The 15,218-nt window shown below is 66.3% G+C and carries 16 protein-coding genes; 8 read left to right on the plus strand and 8 right to left on the minus strand.

Annotation, left to right across the window (positions count from 1 at the left end; all coding sequences use genetic code 11):
• The first annotated feature begins 17 nt into the window (after positions 1 to 17).
• Genes mnmE through VIL42_05420 form a run of 5 tightly spaced genes read left to right on the plus strand, consistent with a single transcriptional unit; the run spans position 18 to position 5,296 of the window.
• Positions 18 to 1,298 (plus strand): tRNA uridine-5-carboxymethylaminomethyl(34) synthesis GTPase MnmE, encoded by a 1,281-nt coding sequence (mnmE, locus tag VIL42_05400; GenBank protein HEY8592289.1) that lies wholly within the window; start codon positions 18 to 20, stop codon positions 1,296 to 1,298.
• Positions 1,299 to 1,336: 38 nt separating this feature from the next.
• Positions 1,337 to 3,016, plus strand: coding sequence for a tRNA uridine-5-carboxymethylaminomethyl(34) synthesis enzyme MnmG (gene mnmG, locus VIL42_05405; GenBank protein ID HEY8592290.1), 1,680 nt, complete (start codon positions 1,337 to 1,339; stop codon positions 3,014 to 3,016).
• A complete protein-coding gene (gene rsmG / locus VIL42_05410) occupies positions 3,013 to 3,621 on the plus strand; it encodes a 16S rRNA (guanine(527)-N(7))-methyltransferase RsmG (GenBank protein HEY8592291.1) in 609 nt (202 codons plus the stop codon). The genes mnmG and rsmG overlap by 4 nt, the downstream gene beginning before the upstream one ends.
• Positions 3,618 to 4,400, plus strand: a complete 783-nt coding sequence (locus VIL42_05415; protein ID HEY8592292.1) for a ParA family protein — start codon at positions 3,618 to 3,620, stop codon at positions 4,398 to 4,400. Before rsmG ends, VIL42_05415 begins: the two co-directional genes overlap by 4 nt.
• Positions 4,397 to 5,296: a ParB/RepB/Spo0J family partition protein gene (locus tag VIL42_05420; protein ID HEY8592293.1), complete on the plus strand. Its 900-nt coding sequence runs from the start codon at positions 4,397 to 4,399 to the stop codon at positions 5,294 to 5,296. Before VIL42_05415 ends, VIL42_05420 begins: the two co-directional genes overlap by 4 nt.
• Before the next feature lie 3 nt (positions 5,297 to 5,299).
• Here the strand turns inward: VIL42_05420 and holA are convergent, their stop codons facing one another.
• The 4 genes from holA to VIL42_05440 are packed head-to-tail and all read right to left on the minus strand — an operon-like array spanning position 5,300 to position 9,778.
• Positions 5,300 to 6,322, minus strand: coding sequence for a DNA polymerase III subunit delta (gene holA, locus VIL42_05425; GenBank protein HEY8592294.1), 1,023 nt, complete (start codon positions 6,320 to 6,322; stop codon positions 5,300 to 5,302).
• Complete coding sequence (lptE, locus tag VIL42_05430; protein HEY8592295.1) at positions 6,319 to 6,810, minus strand: LPS assembly lipoprotein LptE; 492 nt, start codon at positions 6,808 to 6,810, stop codon at positions 6,319 to 6,321. The genes holA and lptE overlap by 4 nt, the downstream gene beginning before the upstream one ends.
• Positions 6,807 to 9,326, minus strand: a complete 2,520-nt coding sequence (gene leuS, locus VIL42_05435; GenBank protein ID HEY8592296.1) for a leucine--tRNA ligase — start codon at positions 9,324 to 9,326, stop codon at positions 6,807 to 6,809. Before leuS ends, lptE begins: the two co-directional genes overlap by 4 nt.
• 14 nt (positions 9,327 to 9,340) lie before the next feature.
• Positions 9,341 to 9,778 (minus strand): DUF3576 domain-containing protein, encoded by a 438-nt coding sequence (locus VIL42_05440; GenBank protein ID HEY8592297.1) that lies wholly within the window; start codon positions 9,776 to 9,778, stop codon positions 9,341 to 9,343.
• A 188-nt stretch (positions 9,779 to 9,966) separates the two neighbouring features.
• Between VIL42_05440 and VIL42_05445 the strand changes: the two genes are divergently transcribed.
• Entirely contained in the window at positions 9,967 to 10,689 is a 723-nt protein-coding gene (locus VIL42_05445) for a porin (protein ID HEY8592298.1), read from the plus strand.
• Here VIL42_05445 and VIL42_05450 read toward each other — a convergent pair.
• Positions 10,679 to 11,134 carry a thiamine phosphate synthase gene (locus VIL42_05450; GenBank protein HEY8592299.1) on the minus strand — a complete coding sequence of 152 codons (456 nt, stop codon included), beginning with the start codon at positions 11,132 to 11,134 and terminating at the stop codon, positions 10,679 to 10,681. The genes VIL42_05445 and VIL42_05450 overlap by 11 nt on opposite strands.
• A 23-nt stretch (positions 11,135 to 11,157) precedes the next feature.
• Between VIL42_05450 and VIL42_05455 the strand changes: the two genes are divergently transcribed.
• Together VIL42_05455 and VIL42_05460 are read left to right on the plus strand one after the other, a co-directional pair.
• On the plus strand, positions 11,158 to 11,811 hold the full coding sequence (locus VIL42_05455) for a YggS family pyridoxal phosphate-dependent enzyme (protein ID HEY8592300.1): 654 nt from the start codon (positions 11,158 to 11,160) through the stop codon (positions 11,809 to 11,811).
• A complete protein-coding gene (locus tag VIL42_05460; GenBank protein ID HEY8592301.1) occupies positions 11,808 to 12,479 on the plus strand; it encodes an HAD family phosphatase in 672 nt (223 codons plus the stop codon). The genes VIL42_05455 and VIL42_05460 overlap by 4 nt, the downstream gene beginning before the upstream one ends.
• On the opposite strand, the gene ribA is transcribed toward VIL42_05460, so the two are convergent.
• From ribA to VIL42_05475, 3 genes are all read right to left on the minus strand, one after another.
• On the minus strand, positions 12,476 to 13,537 hold the full coding sequence (ribA, locus tag VIL42_05465; protein ID HEY8592302.1) for a GTP cyclohydrolase II: 1,062 nt from the start codon (positions 13,535 to 13,537) through the stop codon (positions 12,476 to 12,478). The genes VIL42_05460 and ribA overlap by 4 nt on opposite strands.
• Positions 13,534 to 14,328: an exodeoxyribonuclease III gene (locus VIL42_05470; protein HEY8592303.1), complete on the minus strand. Its 795-nt coding sequence runs from the start codon at positions 14,326 to 14,328 to the stop codon at positions 13,534 to 13,536. Before VIL42_05470 ends, ribA begins: the two co-directional genes overlap by 4 nt.
• Before the next feature lie 271 nt (positions 14,329 to 14,599).
• Positions 14,600 to 15,208: an outer membrane lipoprotein carrier protein LolA gene (locus tag VIL42_05475; protein ID HEY8592304.1), complete on the minus strand. Its 609-nt coding sequence runs from the start codon at positions 15,206 to 15,208 to the stop codon at positions 14,600 to 14,602.
• Between the last annotated feature and the right edge of the window lie 10 nt (positions 15,209 to 15,218).

The raw sequence follows: 15,218 nt of genomic DNA on the forward strand, positions 1-15,218 counted from the left end.
TGCCGTAGAGGGCAGCGGTGGCTGAAAGCACCATCTTCGCTTTGTCCAGCGGGCGCCCGCCAGCGGCCGTGGCGATTATCCGCGTGAGCGGCCCTGGAGCTCACGACGCAGGCCGAGCCCTTGCAGGGACGCTACCGGAGCCGAGGACTGCTGCCGTGCGGGAACTGCGGCATCCTGGCAACGGAGAGCTCCTGGACGAAGCACTGGTGCTGCGGTTCGACGCGCCGGCGAGCGCGACTGGCGAAGATGTCGTGGAATTGCAGTGCCATGGCGGCCGCGCAGTCGTGGACGCCGTGCTTGACGCCTTGGCGTCACTTCCTGGACTGCGGGCCGCGCAACCGGGCGAATTCACGCGACGCGCTTTCGCTAGCGGCCGGATCGATCTTACCGAAGCGGAAGGGCTCGCCGACCTCCTCGAGGCCGAGACCGAAACGCAGCGCAAGGCAGCGCTTGCGCTTGCCGAGGGCGGACTGCGCAAGCAGGTCGCCGAGTGGCAGGAGCGGCTGCTTGGTCTGTCCGCGGCGGCAGAGCGGGCGATCGACTATGATGACGAGGATGAAGCGCCTGATCCTGCGCTCGCTCGCGGCTGCGGCGCTCTTGCGCAGGAGCTCGAAGCGTGGCTCGCAAAGCCCCCCGCCGAGCGGCTGAAAGACGGCATCCGGGTCGTGGTCGCCGGTCCGCCGAATGCCGGGAAGTCCAGCCTTCTCAATGCGATAGCCGGGGAAGAGCGAGCGATCGTCACGCCGATTGCAGGAACGACGCGGGACCACATCGAGGTCCCGCTCAGCCTCGCTGGCGTTCCGTTGATACTTACCGACACAGCAGGGCTTCGCGAGGCGGACGACCAGGTCGAGGCGATCGGCGTTGCCCGCGCGGAGGCATTGATCGATGCAGCCGACATCCTTTTGTGGCTGGGGGCGCCGGAGGATGCCCCTGCTCACCCGAGGTGCCTTCTGGTTCACTCCAAGGCCGATCTGCCGGAGCGCGCGGATGCGCCGACGGGGTCGTTTCAGCTTTCCTCGATGACCGGGTCCGGGATCGATCGCCTTTTGGAGCAGGTGGTCCACCTCGCCCGCTCGCTTCTACCGACGGAGGGGGCGGTCGCGCTGAACCGCCGCCAGTCCGAACAGCTCCGCATCGCGGCAGTGTCCCTAGCGAGTGCCGCCTCCGCAGCTGAGGCGATCATCATCGCTGAGGAGCTCCGGTCCGCGCGAGCCGCCTTCGATCGCGTGACGGGCCGTGCCGGGGTGGAGGATGTCCTCGACGCGCTCTTCTCCCGCTTTTGCCTGGGCAAGTAGCGTTTCACGTGAAACGCTGATGGTGTAAGGCGCTGGCCATGCACGACGTTCTGGTGATCGGCGCCGGCCATGCCGGGTGCGAAGCTGCGGCTGCGGCCGCACGCCGTGGCGCGCGTGTGGCGCTGCTGACGTTCCGGCGTCAGGATCTCGGACAGATGTCCTGTAACCCGTCGATTGGCGGCGTCGGCAAGGGGCACCTCGTACGCGAGCTCGATGTCTTCGACGGCATTATGGCGCGCGCCGCAGATCGGGCCGCCATTCAGCGGCGCATGCTCAACCGCAGCAAGGGCCCGGCCGTGTGGGGCCCGCGCGTCCAGGCCGACCGGAAGCTTTACCAGCGCGCGGTGGCTGACTCGATGGAGGAGAGCGGTGTCGACGTCGTCATCGCCGAGGCCATCGGGCTCATCATCGCTGGCGGGCGAGTCACCGGCGTCAGGACAAGTGTCGGCGATCTGTCCTGCCGCGCCGTTGTGGTCGCGACGGGCACATTCCTCGATGCGCGCATGTTCGTCGGGGAGCGCGTTCTTGAGGGCGGACGGCAGGGCGAGCGCTCTGCGGTCCCACTCGCGTCGCAGGTCCGCGAGATTGGACTCGGCCAGGGCCGTCTCAAGACCGGGACGCCGCCGCGTCTGGACGGACGCACCATCGATTGGTCGCGTCTTGTCGAGCAGCCCAGCGATGCGGACGCCTGGACGATGTCATCGCTCGACGATGGCGTCCGGCTCCCACAGCTTCGCTGTGCGATCACGCGCACAAGCGAGAAGGCGCATGACATCATCCGCGCGAACTTTGATCGTTCGCCGCTGTTTGCGGGCGCGATCGAAGGCCGAGGGCCGCGTTATTGCCCCTCAATCGAGGACAAGGTGAAGCGGTTCGGCGATCGGGACGGTCACCAGATCTTTCTCGAGCCGGAGGGTCTCGACGATGCGCTCGTCTATCCCAACGGCATCTCGACTTCGCTCCCCGCGGATGTCCAGCAGGCGTTCGTACAAGCGATCCCGGGCCTCGAACGAGCAGTGATCGCTCGGCCGGGCTATGCGGTCGAATATGAATATGTCGACCCGCGCAGGCTCAACCAAAGCCTGGAAGTGCGGGACATCCCGGGCTTGTTCCTTGCTGGCCAGATCAACGGTACTACCGGCTATGAGGAAGCCGCAGCTCAAGGGCTGGTGGCGGGCCTCAATGCGTCGGCGGCCGCACTAAGCCTGGATGAGGTTCGCTTCGACCGCCGTAGCTCGTACATCGGGGTCATGGTCGACGATCTGACGCTGCAAGGTGTCAGTGAGCCGTACCGCATGATGACGGCGCGCGCCGAGTATCGGCTCGTGTTGCGAGCCGATAATTCAACAACGCGGTTGGGCCAGACCGCTTTGGCTGCGGGCTGTATCGGCGATCGCAGAGCAGTGCACATACAGGCGCACCTGGATGCTCGGACGAGGTCCGGTTGGGCCGAAACGGCCGAAGGTCAGGCAGACATGCTCTATGCGCCTTACGTAGAGCGCCAGCAGCGCGAGTGGGACGCCATTCGACGCGACGCGCGCATATGGATACCGCCCCAGTTCGACTATCGATCAGTCCCTGGCCTATCGACGGAGATGGTCGAACGATTGGTAGCTGCGGGTCCGGAGACGCTGGACCAGGTCTCGCGCGTCCCAGGGATTACTCCGGCGGCAGTAGCTGCCGTCTATGTAGCCGCAAGTCGTCGCGCAGCCGCATGATCGAGCGACTCGAGCAGGTCACAGGGCGGCCTGTTTCACGTGAAACAATCGAACGGCTCGAGGCCTATGTTGCGCTGTTGCGGGACGAGAGCCGCCGCCAAAACTTGGTTTCTGCGGCGACGCTCGACCAAATCTGGGAACGCCACATTGTCGACTCTGCGCAGCTCGTTCGGTTCGCAGAGGAGCCACAGGCTTCGTGGATCGACATTGGATCGGGAGCAGGCCTGCCGGGCGTTGTGATCGCCTGCATGGTTGAAGGTCCCGTCACTCTTGTCGAGCCGCGCCGCCTGCGCGCCGATTTTCTCCACAAGGCCTGCGAATCGCTCCGCATCGACGCCAATGTGATCTGCGGCAAGGCCGAGCGCGTCGAGGGAAAGTTCGACGTGATCACCGGACGCGCTGTCGCGGTACTCGCTCGCTTTCTTGAGATATCCCAGCATCTGTCCACAGGAAAAAGCCTGTGGGTGCTGCCCAAGGGACGAAGTGCCCAGACCGAACTGGCCGACGCCCGGCGCGCGTGGCAAGGTGTGTTTCACGTGGAACCAAGTGTCACCGACGCCGAGTCCTTCATCGTTGTCGGTACGGGGGTGAGGGCGAAACAATGATCCGCATCGCGGTTGCGAACCAAAAGGGCGGGGTCGGCAAGACCACGACCTGCATCAACCTCGCCACGGCACTCGCCGCAATCGGTTGGCGCGTCCTCCTGGTCGATCTCGATCCGCAGGGAAATGCCTCAACCGGGGTTGGTATCTCTGCCTCACATCGCACGCTGTCGAGCTATGATGTCTTGATCGGCAGGGCGTCGGCCTCAGAAGCGGCGGTGGCGACGCGTGTCCCGCGGCTCGACCTACTCCCGGCCACTGTCGACCTGTCCGGCGCGGAGGTGGAGATGGTCTCCCTCGAAGATCGCGCCCACCGCCTGGACAAAGCCTTGGCGGCGGCGGGGCCGCAGCGCTGGGACATCTGCCTGATCGACTGCCCGCCATCGCTCGGACTGCTTACCGTCAATGCGCTTGTCGCTGCACGGCACTTGCTCGTGCCCCTGCAGTGCGAATTCTTCGCGCTCGAGGGGCTTAGCCAGCTCCTTCAGACCGTCGAACGTATTCGCACCGCCTTCAACCCGGAACTGAGCATCCTCGGCGTAGCGCTGACGATGTTTGATCGCCGTAATAATCTCTCGCAGGCTGTTGCCGAAGATGTGCGGGCGTGCCTGGGCGCGGCAGTGTTCGATACAATTGTGCCACGGAACGTGCGTTTGTCGGAGGCGCCGAGCCATGGCCTGCCGGCGCTGATCTACGACCTCAAATGCCCCGGCTCCGAAGCTTATGTCCGCTTGGCGCGGGAGTTGATCGGGCGCCTGCCGCAGATCGCGGAGGCGGCATGAGCGCCGAGCGGCCGGCGAAAGGCCTCGGCATGGGTCTCTCGGCCCTGCTCGGTGAAGCCACGCGCAGTCCGGCTGCGGAGAGCGGCGCCGACGAAGGCTCGGGTGTCCGCGAAGTCGAGCTTTCGCGCATTCACCGCAATCCCGAGCAGCCGCGCACCCATTTCAGCGAGGAGGCGCTCGACGAGCTTGCCGATTCAATCCGTCAACGCGGCGTGCTCCAGCCGATCCTGCTGAGGCGCGACGGCGACGGGTTCATGATTGTCGCCGGCGAGCGCCGTTGGCGCGCCGCGCAGCGTGCGCAGCTGCACAAGATCCCGGCCATTGTCCGCGACATCGACGAGAATACGACGGCCGAGCTGGCGCTGATCGAGAATATCCAGCGGCAGGACTTAAACGCGCTCGAGGAGGCCGAGGGCTACCGGCAACTGATCAAGCGCTACGGCCACACGCAGGACGCGGTCGCCGGCATCGTCCACAAGTCGCGAAGCCATGTCGCCAATCTGCTGCGCCTGCTCGAACTGCCCGAGTTCGTGAGGCAATCGCTATTGAAAGGCGATATCAGCATGGGCCACGCTCGCGCTGTCGCGGCGTCCGAGGACCCTGAAGCGCTCACGCGCGAGGTCATTCGCCATGGCTGGTCGGTGCGTCGCACGGAGCAGGAGGCAAAGAAAGTAAGGCCGGGCGCCGGGATCGACTTCGGGCGCGCCGCCGCGCGGAGAGCGGCAGCCGGACCCGTCAATGCGGACCTTGCTGCGCTCGAGCGCCAATTGAGCGACATGCTCGGCCTCAAGGTCCAGGTTGCGCACAAGGGGCAGGGTGGTGCCGTCACCCTCAGCTACTCGAGCCTCGATCAGCTCGACATGATCTGCCAGCGGCTGAGCGGAGAGCCGATCTAGGCTTCAGCGGCCGGCGCTGCGCGCCTTGCGAGCAATCGCCAGCAACTCTTCTCCCAACGCTTCACGCTGTGGGGCGGGGCTGAACATGAAGGATCGCTCGAGGGCACCGGCCCGCTCGGCAACCGTCGCCAGATCGTGCGCCGTCCAGGTACGCAGCATTCGCTCCACCGCCGGTTTGTCCTTCCAGAACAATGATTTGCCAAGTGACGCCAAGACGGCATCCAGTCGTTCGCCGCGCTCGACCCGGGCCCGGGCAGGCGTGAGCATCAGCAGCCGGCGCTGAAGAGCGCGAATGGCCGGAATGGCTTCAGAACCCTGGGCCGGGAGCCGGGCGACGGTTTCGGAAAGGCCCGCAATGTCTCCCGTCAGCGCCATGTCGCCAAGCTTGAGGATGTCTTCCTCATTGCTGTCTGCCCCGACGTCGTCGACAGCGTCGAGTTCCAGGTCCTTCGGCGCATGAGGCGACGCGCCGACGTACAGGGCGAGCTTTTCGAGTTCCTGGGCAACGATCGCCTGGTCGTTGGCGCAGCTCTCGGCCAGCCGCGCAGCCACGGGCGGGCTGATCTTCAGGCCGTAGCGGCGCCCGAGTTCCGAAACGACGCGGAGCGCATCATTGCCCTCCGGCGGATAGGCCGTGAAAGCTTGAGCGTCCCGCGACGCTTCCGCGAGCTTGAGGAGCGCGGAGCTCTTCGTCAGCGCGCCGGCAATCGCCACCACCGGGCTTTCGATCGACGGCGCGGCAAGCAGCGCCTCTACGCCGTCGGCGATTTCGTTGCTGGCTGGCTCGATCCAGATCAGCCGGCGCTCGCCGAACAGGCTAAGCGCCGCCGCTTCATCGGCCAGCAGCGCCGGATTGGCCCTTACTTCCCCGCTGCTCACCGCGAGTTTCGCGGCGCCGAGGGCTGCAAGCAGCCGAGCCGCAAGCGCGCGCGACTGCGATTCGTCCGGGCCGCAGAACAGATAGAAGCGGGTCGCGCGATCGGGCTGGTCGACGACGCGGGCGATCGACTGCTTTGCGACTTTCACCTTGTGCGCGCGGCGTAGACCGCGAGCCGTGCAACGATCTGGTCGGCGAGGATTCGTGAAAGGTTTTCCAGCGCTGTCTGCTCGGCAGCGACGGTCGCATATTCGCTGCTGACCGTATCGATGCTGACGTCCGACCCTGCAGTCGCGTCGAGCACGGTCGTTCCATTCGCCAGATCCACGAGCTGGTAGCGGGCGCGGAGGGTGCGGCGTTCCTGGGTAGCGGCGCGTTCGGCGCGAAGGCCGTACAGGGTCAAATTATCGTCCAGCTTCACATCCAGCCGGTACCGCGGCGTTCCGCTCCCCGTCCGCGTCAGGCGGTCGACAAGCTTGGTCCGCACCAGCCACCCAGGCTGGCCGGGAATGGGCGCGACCTCGACCGACTGGAGCACGCCTGCGACCGGGCCGTCGTTCCCGCCGGCGTAGAGTGGGCGAAGCCCGCAGCCCGTCAGGGGCAGCAGCAAGGCGGCGATCATCAGGCGCGGCTTCATGCGACGATGTTCACCAGCCTGTCCGGAACCACAATCACTTTTCGCGGAGCGGCGCCGGCAAGCTGCCGCTGCACATTCTCCGACGCGAGCGCCAAGGCTTCGGCCGCGCCGCGGTCGAGCCCCCGCGGCGCAGTCAACGTGTCGCGGAGCTTGCCGTTGACCTGCACGGCCAGGGTCACCTGATCTTCGACCAGCATGGCCGGGTCGAACGTCGGCCAGGCCGCGTCGGCGATCAGTCCCTGCTCGCCCATGGCGGACCAGCATTCCTCGGCGAGGTGCGGGGCCATCGGCGCGACCAGCAAGACGAGCGTGCGAACCGCCTGCCCCCGGGAGGCGGATGGCTTCGCCTTTTCGATGGCGGTCACCAGTTCATAGAGCTGTGCGACGGCCTTGTTGAACTGGAGCCCATCGATGGCTTCGCCGACGGCCGCGACGGCGCGGTGCCATTTGCGGTCGAGCGCTTCGTCCGTGCCTTCGGCCGTCAGATCCGCAGTTGCCAGGCGCCAGACGCGCTGGACGAAGCGGGCGGCGCCCTCAATTCCCCCGACCGACCATTCGAGGTCCCGTTCGGGCGGGCTGTCGGACAGCATGAACCAGCGAACTGCGTCCGCGCCATATTCATCGAGGATCGGTTCGGGATCGACGGTGTTGCGCTTCGACTTGGACATCTTCTCGACGCGGCCGAGCGTCACCGGCTGTCCGCTTTCGATGTGGATCCAGTCGTCGCCGTTGCGCTTCACTTCATCGGGGCTGAGCCAGCTACCGTCACCCGCGCGATAGGTCTCGTGCGTGACCATGCCCTGGGTGAACAAGCCACGGAACGGCTCGGCGACGGAAAGCCTGCCGATCCGCTGCAAAGCGCGCGTCCAGAACCGGGCGTAGAGGAGGTGAAGGATCGCGTGCTCGACGCCCCCGATATATTGCGCGACCGGCAGCCACTTTTCGGCTTCCGAAGGGTCGAACGGCCTGTCGGACGGCTGGCTGGCGAAACGGATGAAGTACCAGCTCGAATCGACGAAGGTATCGAGCGTGTCTGTCTCTCGCCGCGCCGCGCCGCCACAGCTCGGGCAGTCGACATTCTTCCACGACGCGTGGCGGTCCAGCGGGTTGCCGGGAATGTCGAAGCTGACGTCCTCGGGAAGAACCACCGGCAGCTGATCACGTGGGACCGGCACCGCTCCGCACCCGCTGCAGTGGATGATCGGGATCGGTGTGCCCCAGTAGCGCTGGCGCGAGACGCCCCAGTCGCGAAGACGGTATTGCGTGGTGCCCTGGCCCCAGCCGGCTTCCTCGGCCCTGCGGATGATCTCCGCGGCGGCCTGCTCGGTCGTCAGTCCGTCGAGGAAGCGCGAGTTGACGGCGATGCCGGGCGCATTCTCTGCCGCGTCGCCGATCGGCTGACTCGCTACGTCGGAAGCAGCAGCAACGACGCGGCGAATTGGGAGGTGATATTGCTTCGCAAATTCGAAATCGCGCTGATCGTGCCCGGGCACACCGAAAATGGCCCCCGTACCGTAGTCCATGAGCACGAAGTTCGCGATGTAGACCGGCAGCCGCCACTGGGGGTCTAGCGGGTGGACGACCTCGAAGCTGGTGGCGAAGCCCTTCTTCTCCGCGGTCTCCAGCTCCGCTGCCGTGGTGCCGCCCTTCTTGCATTCGGCGATGAACGCCGCCGCTTCTGGGTTCGCCGCTGCCGCTGCCTGGGCGATCGGATGATCGGCAGCGACCGCCACGAAGCTCGCGCCGAAGATCGTGTCGGGCCGGGTCGTGAAGACTTCGACGCTGTCGATGTCGCCGGCAGGCTGCGCGAGGCGGAAGCGGAATTGCAGCCCGGGGCTCTTGCCGATCCAGTTCTCCTGCATCAGCCGAACCTTTTCCGGCCAGGCGTCCAGCTCCCCGAGGCCTTCGAGCAATTCTTCTGCGAAGTCGGTGATCTTCAGGAACCACTGGCTGAGCTTGCGCCGCTCGACCGGGGCTCCGGAGCGCCACCCGCGGCCATCGATGACCTGCTCGTTGGCGAGCACGGTGATGTCGACCGGGTCCCAATTGACCTCGCTTTCCTTGCGGTAGACCAGCCCGGCGTCGAACAGGTCGAGGAACAGCGCCTGCTCGTGACCGTAGTAAGCGGGATCGCAGGTGGCGAGCTCGCGGCTCCAATCGAGGGCGAAGCCGATGCGCTTCAGCTGATCGCGCATCGTTGCGATGTTGGCCCAGGTCCATTCCCCCGGGTGCACCTTGCGCTCCATGGCCGCATTTTCGGCTGGCATGCCGAACGCGTCCCAACCCATCGGGTGGAGAACCTCGTGGCCCTGCATCCGGCGATAGCGGGCGATCACGTCGCCCATCGTGTAGTTGCGGACGTGGCCCATGTGGATGCGCCCCGACGGATAGGGGAACATCTCGAGGACGTAGGTCTTGGGCTTGTTGCTGTTGCTGTCGGCAGTGAAGCAGGCTTCGTCGGCCCACCGCGCCTGCCACCGGCGGTCGGCCGCGACCGGGTCGAAACGCCCGCTCATGTCAGCAGCTTGCCTTAGCGCGCGAGGGGAACGCGCCGCAGGTCACGGGCGCGGGTGAGGATGATGTCCTCAAGCTTCTGCACCGTGGCCGCCGCTACCGGCGCATCGACCCAGGCTCCGTTCTGGTTCACCTGCCGGGCCGCCGACACGCGCAGCGCATCGGCGCGCAGCTCAGGGTCGAGGATCGCGACGGTCAGCTTGACGCGCTCGCCGGGCGCCCGCGGATTGGAATACCAGTCGGTGATGATCACTCCGCTGCTCGGGTTGGCCTGAAGCAGGGGAGCGAACGAGACGGTGTCCACCGCCGCGCGCCACAAGTAGCTGTTCACCGCAATCGTGGTCATGCGCGCCGGCGCGAGCTTGGCCGGAGCAGCGTTCCTGTTCCGGGCGCAGCCGGTGCTTGCGAGGGCAGCCGCAACCAAGACGGCGGCAGTGACGTGCAGACGATTCATCGGCGGTCCTTGATCAGACGAAAGCTTCACAGCCGGCGTTATAGCGGACACACTAGTCCCGCAAGCACCGGTCCCGGCAGCGGCTATGTGGTTCCACGGCAACAGGGGCTGAACGAATCGACTCCGGACATGGAACCTTCAGGTTCGCCGGACTATATCGACTCGCGGAACAGGGAGTTCTTCAGTTGGTGAAGATCGCGAAGAGCAGGGAAGCAGCCGTCGCTGCGGCAGTTGCCGCGGCGGGCCTCGTCTTGACCCCCGCGTTCGCAGCACCGTCCGCGAAGAAGCGCCCGGCGCCCGTTTCGCTCAGCTTTGACGCTCTGTCGACGTTCACGCCGGCCAATGGCGATCCCAAGCTCGCGGCTGCGCTGGCCGGTAAGAGCCTGGCGCTCACCGACTTCCAGTTCACGCCCGCTGCGGCAAAGGGCCGCCCGTCGCAGATCCGAGTCGCGATCCGTGCTCGCGGCAATGCGCCGAAGACCATGCTCGCACAGGCCAGCGCTCCGGTGCCGGCGACCGCCGCAGTCACTTCGCTGAACCCGACCAGCTATAATCTTGGCGTTGCCGTCGGCTGGAAGCGCCTCGCCGTGTCCGGCGACGTCGCCAAGGTGAAGAGCGCCGATCCGGCGCTTGGCAGCCGCGAAACCGCAGTGGTCGGTGTCAGCTACTCGCTCAAGCGCTTCACCGGCCGTGTTGCGGTTGGTGCCGACAAGGCGGACGGACGTCCGCTCCCGGCGCTTCGCCAGGGCGATACCTATTCGGTCGACGTCGGCGCGTCTTATGCGCTTTCGCGGCGCGTCGCCCTCACCGGCGGCGTCCGCTACAATGTCGAGCGCGATCGCTTGTCGGCGCTTCAGGACGACCGCCGCGACAGCCAGGCCGTCTACGTCGGCACCGCGTTCAAGTTCTAAACGCCGAAATCCCTGCCCATCCGCTGAAGCCCAGCCGCGCCACGCGCGCGTAGCGCTTTGCGTCCATCCCGCCGAGTGCAACCAGCCGTCGACCGCCAAGCCGCGCGACCGCTGCTGCCTGCATGCGCCCAAGCGGCTGCCAGTCCGGGTGGCTGCGCGTCGGGTACAACGGCGACAGCATGATGATGTCGGTCCTTCGCAGCAAAGCGCGCCGCAGTTCCTTGATGTTGTGAACCCGCGCGGCCGCTCCGGGCGCTTCTTCAGTGACAGTCAGGCGCCGAAGCGCCGCGATGTACCGCAGGCGCAGCATTTGGGATGAGACGAGGGGCACCAGCACGAGGATTCCGCTTCCGGCTGGCAGCTGCCGCGCGAGCTCGAGCACCTCCGCGCTGTTCGCATCGGTGACGAGGAGCCAGCGGCTTGGACTGGTCTGGCGGCGCGGCATGGCGGTTCCTATAGCGGCGAGCGATGGCACAGGCGGCACAAAGACGACAGCAGATCCTCGACCGGCTCGCCCGCGCCGCCGAGATCGCCAGACGCGACCCCGCGGACGTTCAACTGATTGCGGTCAGCAAGGGCCGCTCGGCGGAAGAGATCGCGCCGCTGATCGACGCGGGGCAGCGCGACTTCGGAGAGAGCCGCGTCCAGGAGGCGCTCGGCAAATGGCCGGCCCTGCTGGCAGCGAACGATGGCCTCAGGCTCCACTGCATCGGCCGCTTGCAGTCGAACAAGGCGGCTGAAGCGCTCGAGTTCTTCGACACGATCCAGTCGGTAGACCGCCGCTCACTCCTGGAAGCACTGATCAAGGAAGCGGGCGATCGAACCCCTAGCGTCTACGTCCAGGTCAACATCGGCGAGGAGGAACAGAAGGGCGGCTGCGCAATCGGCGAAGTGGGCGACCTTGTGGAAGCCGTTCGCCGATCGGCCCTGCCGCTCGCCGGGCTGATGGCGATTCCACCTCTGGGCGTAGAGCCGGCGCCCTACTTCGCCTTGCTTGCCAAACTCGCGCGGCGGCATGACGTCACAGGCTTGAGCATTGGTATGTCAGGCGATTTCGAAGCGGCGGTGATGCTCGGCGCGACCGCGGTGCGGGTGGGCACCGCCTTGTTCGAGGAATCATGATCCCCTTCGATGCCCTGATCTTCGACTTCGACGGCGTTCTGCTCGAAAGCGAGCTGCCGATGAACCAAATCATCGCCGACGTGCTTACGGACCTTGGCCATCCAACCACGCTCGACGATGCGCTTCAACATTCTGTCGGGCACACCGGGCGTGAGGTGTTCCGCATCATGGAGCAGCGCATCGGCGGGCCCTTGCCGGACGAATTCCACACGAACATGCGTGAAGCGGGCGCGCGCGTGCTTGCGGAAGGGCTGGCCCCGGTCGCCGGCGCGATCGAGTTCATCGAGGGGCTGCCGTCGGAGATTCCGAAGGCAGTTGCGTCATCGAGTTCGACCAGATGGATCCGCACCCACCTCGACCATCTGGGGCTGCGATCCGCGTTCGAGCCCCACATTTACAGCGGCAGGGAGCACGTCGAGCGCGGCAAGCCTGAACCCGACCTCTACATCCATGCGGCGCGAGCGCTTGGGGTGCCGATCGAGCGGACGGCCATCATCGAAGACTCGCGCGTGGGCGCCATCGGCGCGCTCGCCTCAGGCGGAACGGTGATCGGTCTCGCGGCCGGGAGCCACTGCCGCGATGGCCATGAGGAAATGCTGCGTGGCCTCGGCGTGGAGCACGTCGCGCATAGCTTTGACGACGTGAGCCGAATGCTCGGACTCGCCTAGACGAGCAGATGACCGCTGCGCTTGCGCTTTGTCGCGAGATAGTCGGCATTGTGGGGATTGGCAGGCATCTGATGGGCGACCCGTTCCGCGACCGCGATGCCGGCGGCTTCCAAGCCCCTCACCTTCTCGGGGTTGTTCGTCAGCAGCCGCACCTCGGCGATGCCGAGCGCACGAAGCATTGCGGCGGCGTGGCCGTAGTCCCGCTCGTCGTCGGCGAAGCCGAGCCGGCGGTTCGCATCCACCGTGTCGAGTCCCTGGTCCTGCAGCGAATAAGCGCGGATCTTGTTGGCGAGGCCGATTCCGCGGCCCTCCTGGCGGAGGTAGAGCAGCACGCCGCCGCCCGCATTGCCGATGATCCGTAAGGCTTGCTTCAGCTGTTGCCCGCAATCGCACTTGAGCGATCCGAACACGTCGCCGGTCAGGCACTCGCTGTGCAAGCGGATCAGCGGCGGCTTTCCGGCAAAGGCGCCGACCACCAGTCCGACATGCTCCTGCCCGTCATCGGAGGCGCGAAACGCGACGATCTGCGTTGGCGGCAATTCGTCGAGCGGAAGCTTTGCTCGTGCCACGATCTCGACCGCCGGGTGGCGGCGCTGCTCAGCGACTTCGGCAGCGGCAACCTCCGGATCGCCATCGACGGGTTCGAGCATCCACAGCGCCGGAAGGAGCCCTGCCGACCTCGCGAGCGACAGTGCCGCCTCGGCCGTCTCCACGCATGCCCCGCCGACCGGCTGGAGTGGCCCCAGCGGGCCACGGTCGAGGTCGCGCGCCGGATCGGCGATCGCCTTCGCGGCCGCGGCGTCGAGCCACGGGGCCCGCTCGATGATGACCGGGTTCGCCGGGTCGGCGGCGTCGCGCTCGTTCGCCAGCTTCAGCGCGGCTGCACGATTGCCGCTGATCAGCAGCCGCGCTGTGCGCCCGGCGTCGCGCAGCTCAAGTAACTCCGCGCTCGTGGTTTCGACTGCTGCGGCAGTGAAGTCCGCCGAGCCAATGATTCGGACGGGGCGGCCGGCGCGCAGCAGCGCAATGGCGCGCCGAACGGCCTCCCCTCCGGTCAAACCTCAATCTCGCAGATCAGCGGGACATGGTCTGAAGGCCGCTCCCACGCACGGCACGGCTCGAGGACATAATGGGCGGCAAGGTGGGATCCCAGTTCCGGCGAGCACCACATGTGGTCGAGCCGCCGGCCGCGGTCGTTCTTGGTCCAGTCGGCCGAGCGATAGCTCCACCAAGTAAAACAGCGGCCGGGCGCCGGATGGAAGCGGCGGCCGATGTCGATCCAGCGATGGGCGTCTTGAAGACGAGTCAGCGCCTCGACCTCGACCGGCGTATGGCTGACGACCGTAAGCAGCGCCTTGTGGCTCCACACGTCGCATTCCAGCGGCGCGACGTTGAAATCGCCGACGATGATGGTCGGCTCATTCAGGCCGTCCGACCAGCGCGTCATCCGCTCGATAAAGTCGAGCTTCTGGCCGAACTTGGGATTGAGCGTGCGGTCGGGCGTGTCGCCGCCCGCCGGCACATAGACGTTCTCGAGCCGGATCCCGCACGGCAGCCGAACGCCAATGTGCCGCGCTTCGCCATTGTCCTGCCAGTCGTGCTTGCCGGGATCGGCAAGAGGCACGCGGCTGAGGATCGCGACTCCGTGATGCATCCGCTGGCCGTTCAGCTGCCGATGGACATAGCCGTGCCGGTCGAACATCTCGCCTGGGAAGATGCTGTCCAGCACCTTGGTTTCCTGGAGGCACAGGATGTCGGGCTGCTCCTCGACGATCAGGCGTTCGACCAGCCCGGCCCGCGCGCGCACCGAGTTGATGTTCCAGGATGCAATTTTCAGCTTATTGCCCACGCGTCCCGCTTAGCCCGCTTGGCCCCACAAGAAAAAGGCCCCCGCTCCGCCGCCTTCCCGCTTGCGGGAAGAACACAAAGAAAAGGCCCCCGCTCCGGGGGCATGGAGCGAGGGCCGACCGAGCGTTGTCACGCAAGGGATCCAGCCGGCCCGGGTAACAGGGGGAAACCCCAAGCATTGGCGGGATCGAGTTTCCATCTAAACCCGTCAGCCTGACGGGGCGATGAACAAGTCGCAAATCGAAACTGTTGTTCGCGAAGTTTTTCGCGCCCTACTTCTTTTTCTGCGGCTCGCGGTAGGTGAAGGCGCTTTCCGGCACCGCGACATTGTAGCGGACATTCGACAGCTTCACCTTGGTCAACCGGTTCTGCCCGTCGATGGCGGTCCAGCCGTAGAGCTGGAGGCCGCCGGGCGCCGCGCCGTTGCGCAGGAAAACCAGCGTCAGCGATCCGAAGTTCGACGGGTCCTTGGCGGCAACCGCCACCACGTTCGGATTGCCGCTCTTCACGATCTTGGCGCGTCCCTTCAAGTCGGGCGAGCCCGACAGCAGCACGCCGAGCGGCGTCCTGTTGAGCGGCCAGCCGGACTTCTGTCCGACCTGATAGTCGATCAGGTTCAGGCGCTTGCCGTCGGCGACCAGCAGCAGGTCGCCGCTGCCGTACTGGAACCGCACCTTGCCCGGGCGCTTCATCTTCATCGTGCCGGCGGCCGAGCGGCCCTTGGCATCAGTCTGGACGAAGTTCGCCGTCATCGTGTCGACGGCGGTGATGTGCGCTTTCAGCTTGGCCAAATCGGGCGAGTCGGCGGCAGCGCTGGGCGCGGCGACGGCAACGAGCGCGATCGGCGCAAGCGCGCGCGCGAGTTTCGTCGGAAAAGTCATGTCAAAGCTC

The organism is Sphingomicrobium sp. (genome assembly GCA_036563485.1).
GTDB lineage: Bacteria > Pseudomonadota > Alphaproteobacteria > Sphingomonadales > Sphingomonadaceae > Sphingomicrobium.

Excerpts from the sequence above, each read along its gene's own strand:
- mnmG (HEY8592290.1), top strand. The coding sequence starts at position 1,337 with ATGCACGACGTTCTGGTGATCGGCGCCGGCCATGCCGGGTGCGAAGCT.
- rsmG (HEY8592291.1), top strand. The coding sequence starts at position 3,013 with ATGATCGAGCGACTCGAGCAGGTCACAGGGCGGCCTGTTTCACGTGAA.
- VIL42_05415 (HEY8592292.1), top strand. The coding sequence starts at position 3,618 with ATGATCCGCATCGCGGTTGCGAACCAAAAGGGCGGGGTCGGCAAGACC.
- VIL42_05420 (HEY8592293.1), top strand. The coding sequence starts at position 4,397 with ATGAGCGCCGAGCGGCCGGCGAAAGGCCTCGGCATGGGTCTCTCGGCC.
- lptE (HEY8592295.1), bottom strand. The coding sequence starts at position 6,810 with ATGAAGCCGCGCCTGATGATCGCCGCCTTGCTGCTGCCCCTGACGGGC.
- leuS (HEY8592296.1), bottom strand. The coding sequence starts at position 9,326 with ATGAGCGGGCGTTTCGACCCGGTCGCGGCCGACCGCCGGTGGCAGGCG.
- VIL42_05440 (HEY8592297.1), bottom strand. The coding sequence starts at position 9,778 with ATGAATCGTCTGCACGTCACTGCCGCCGTCTTGGTTGCGGCTGCCCTC.
- VIL42_05450 (HEY8592299.1), bottom strand. The coding sequence starts at position 11,134 with ATGCCGCGCCGCCAGACCAGTCCAAGCCGCTGGCTCCTCGTCACCGAT.
- VIL42_05455 (HEY8592300.1), top strand. The coding sequence starts at position 11,158 with ATGGCACAGGCGGCACAAAGACGACAGCAGATCCTCGACCGGCTCGCC.
- VIL42_05460 (HEY8592301.1), top strand. The coding sequence starts at position 11,808 with ATGATCCCCTTCGATGCCCTGATCTTCGACTTCGACGGCGTTCTGCTC.
- VIL42_05475 (HEY8592304.1), bottom strand. The coding sequence starts at position 15,208 with ATGACTTTTCCGACGAAACTCGCGCGCGCGCTTGCGCCGATCGCGCTC.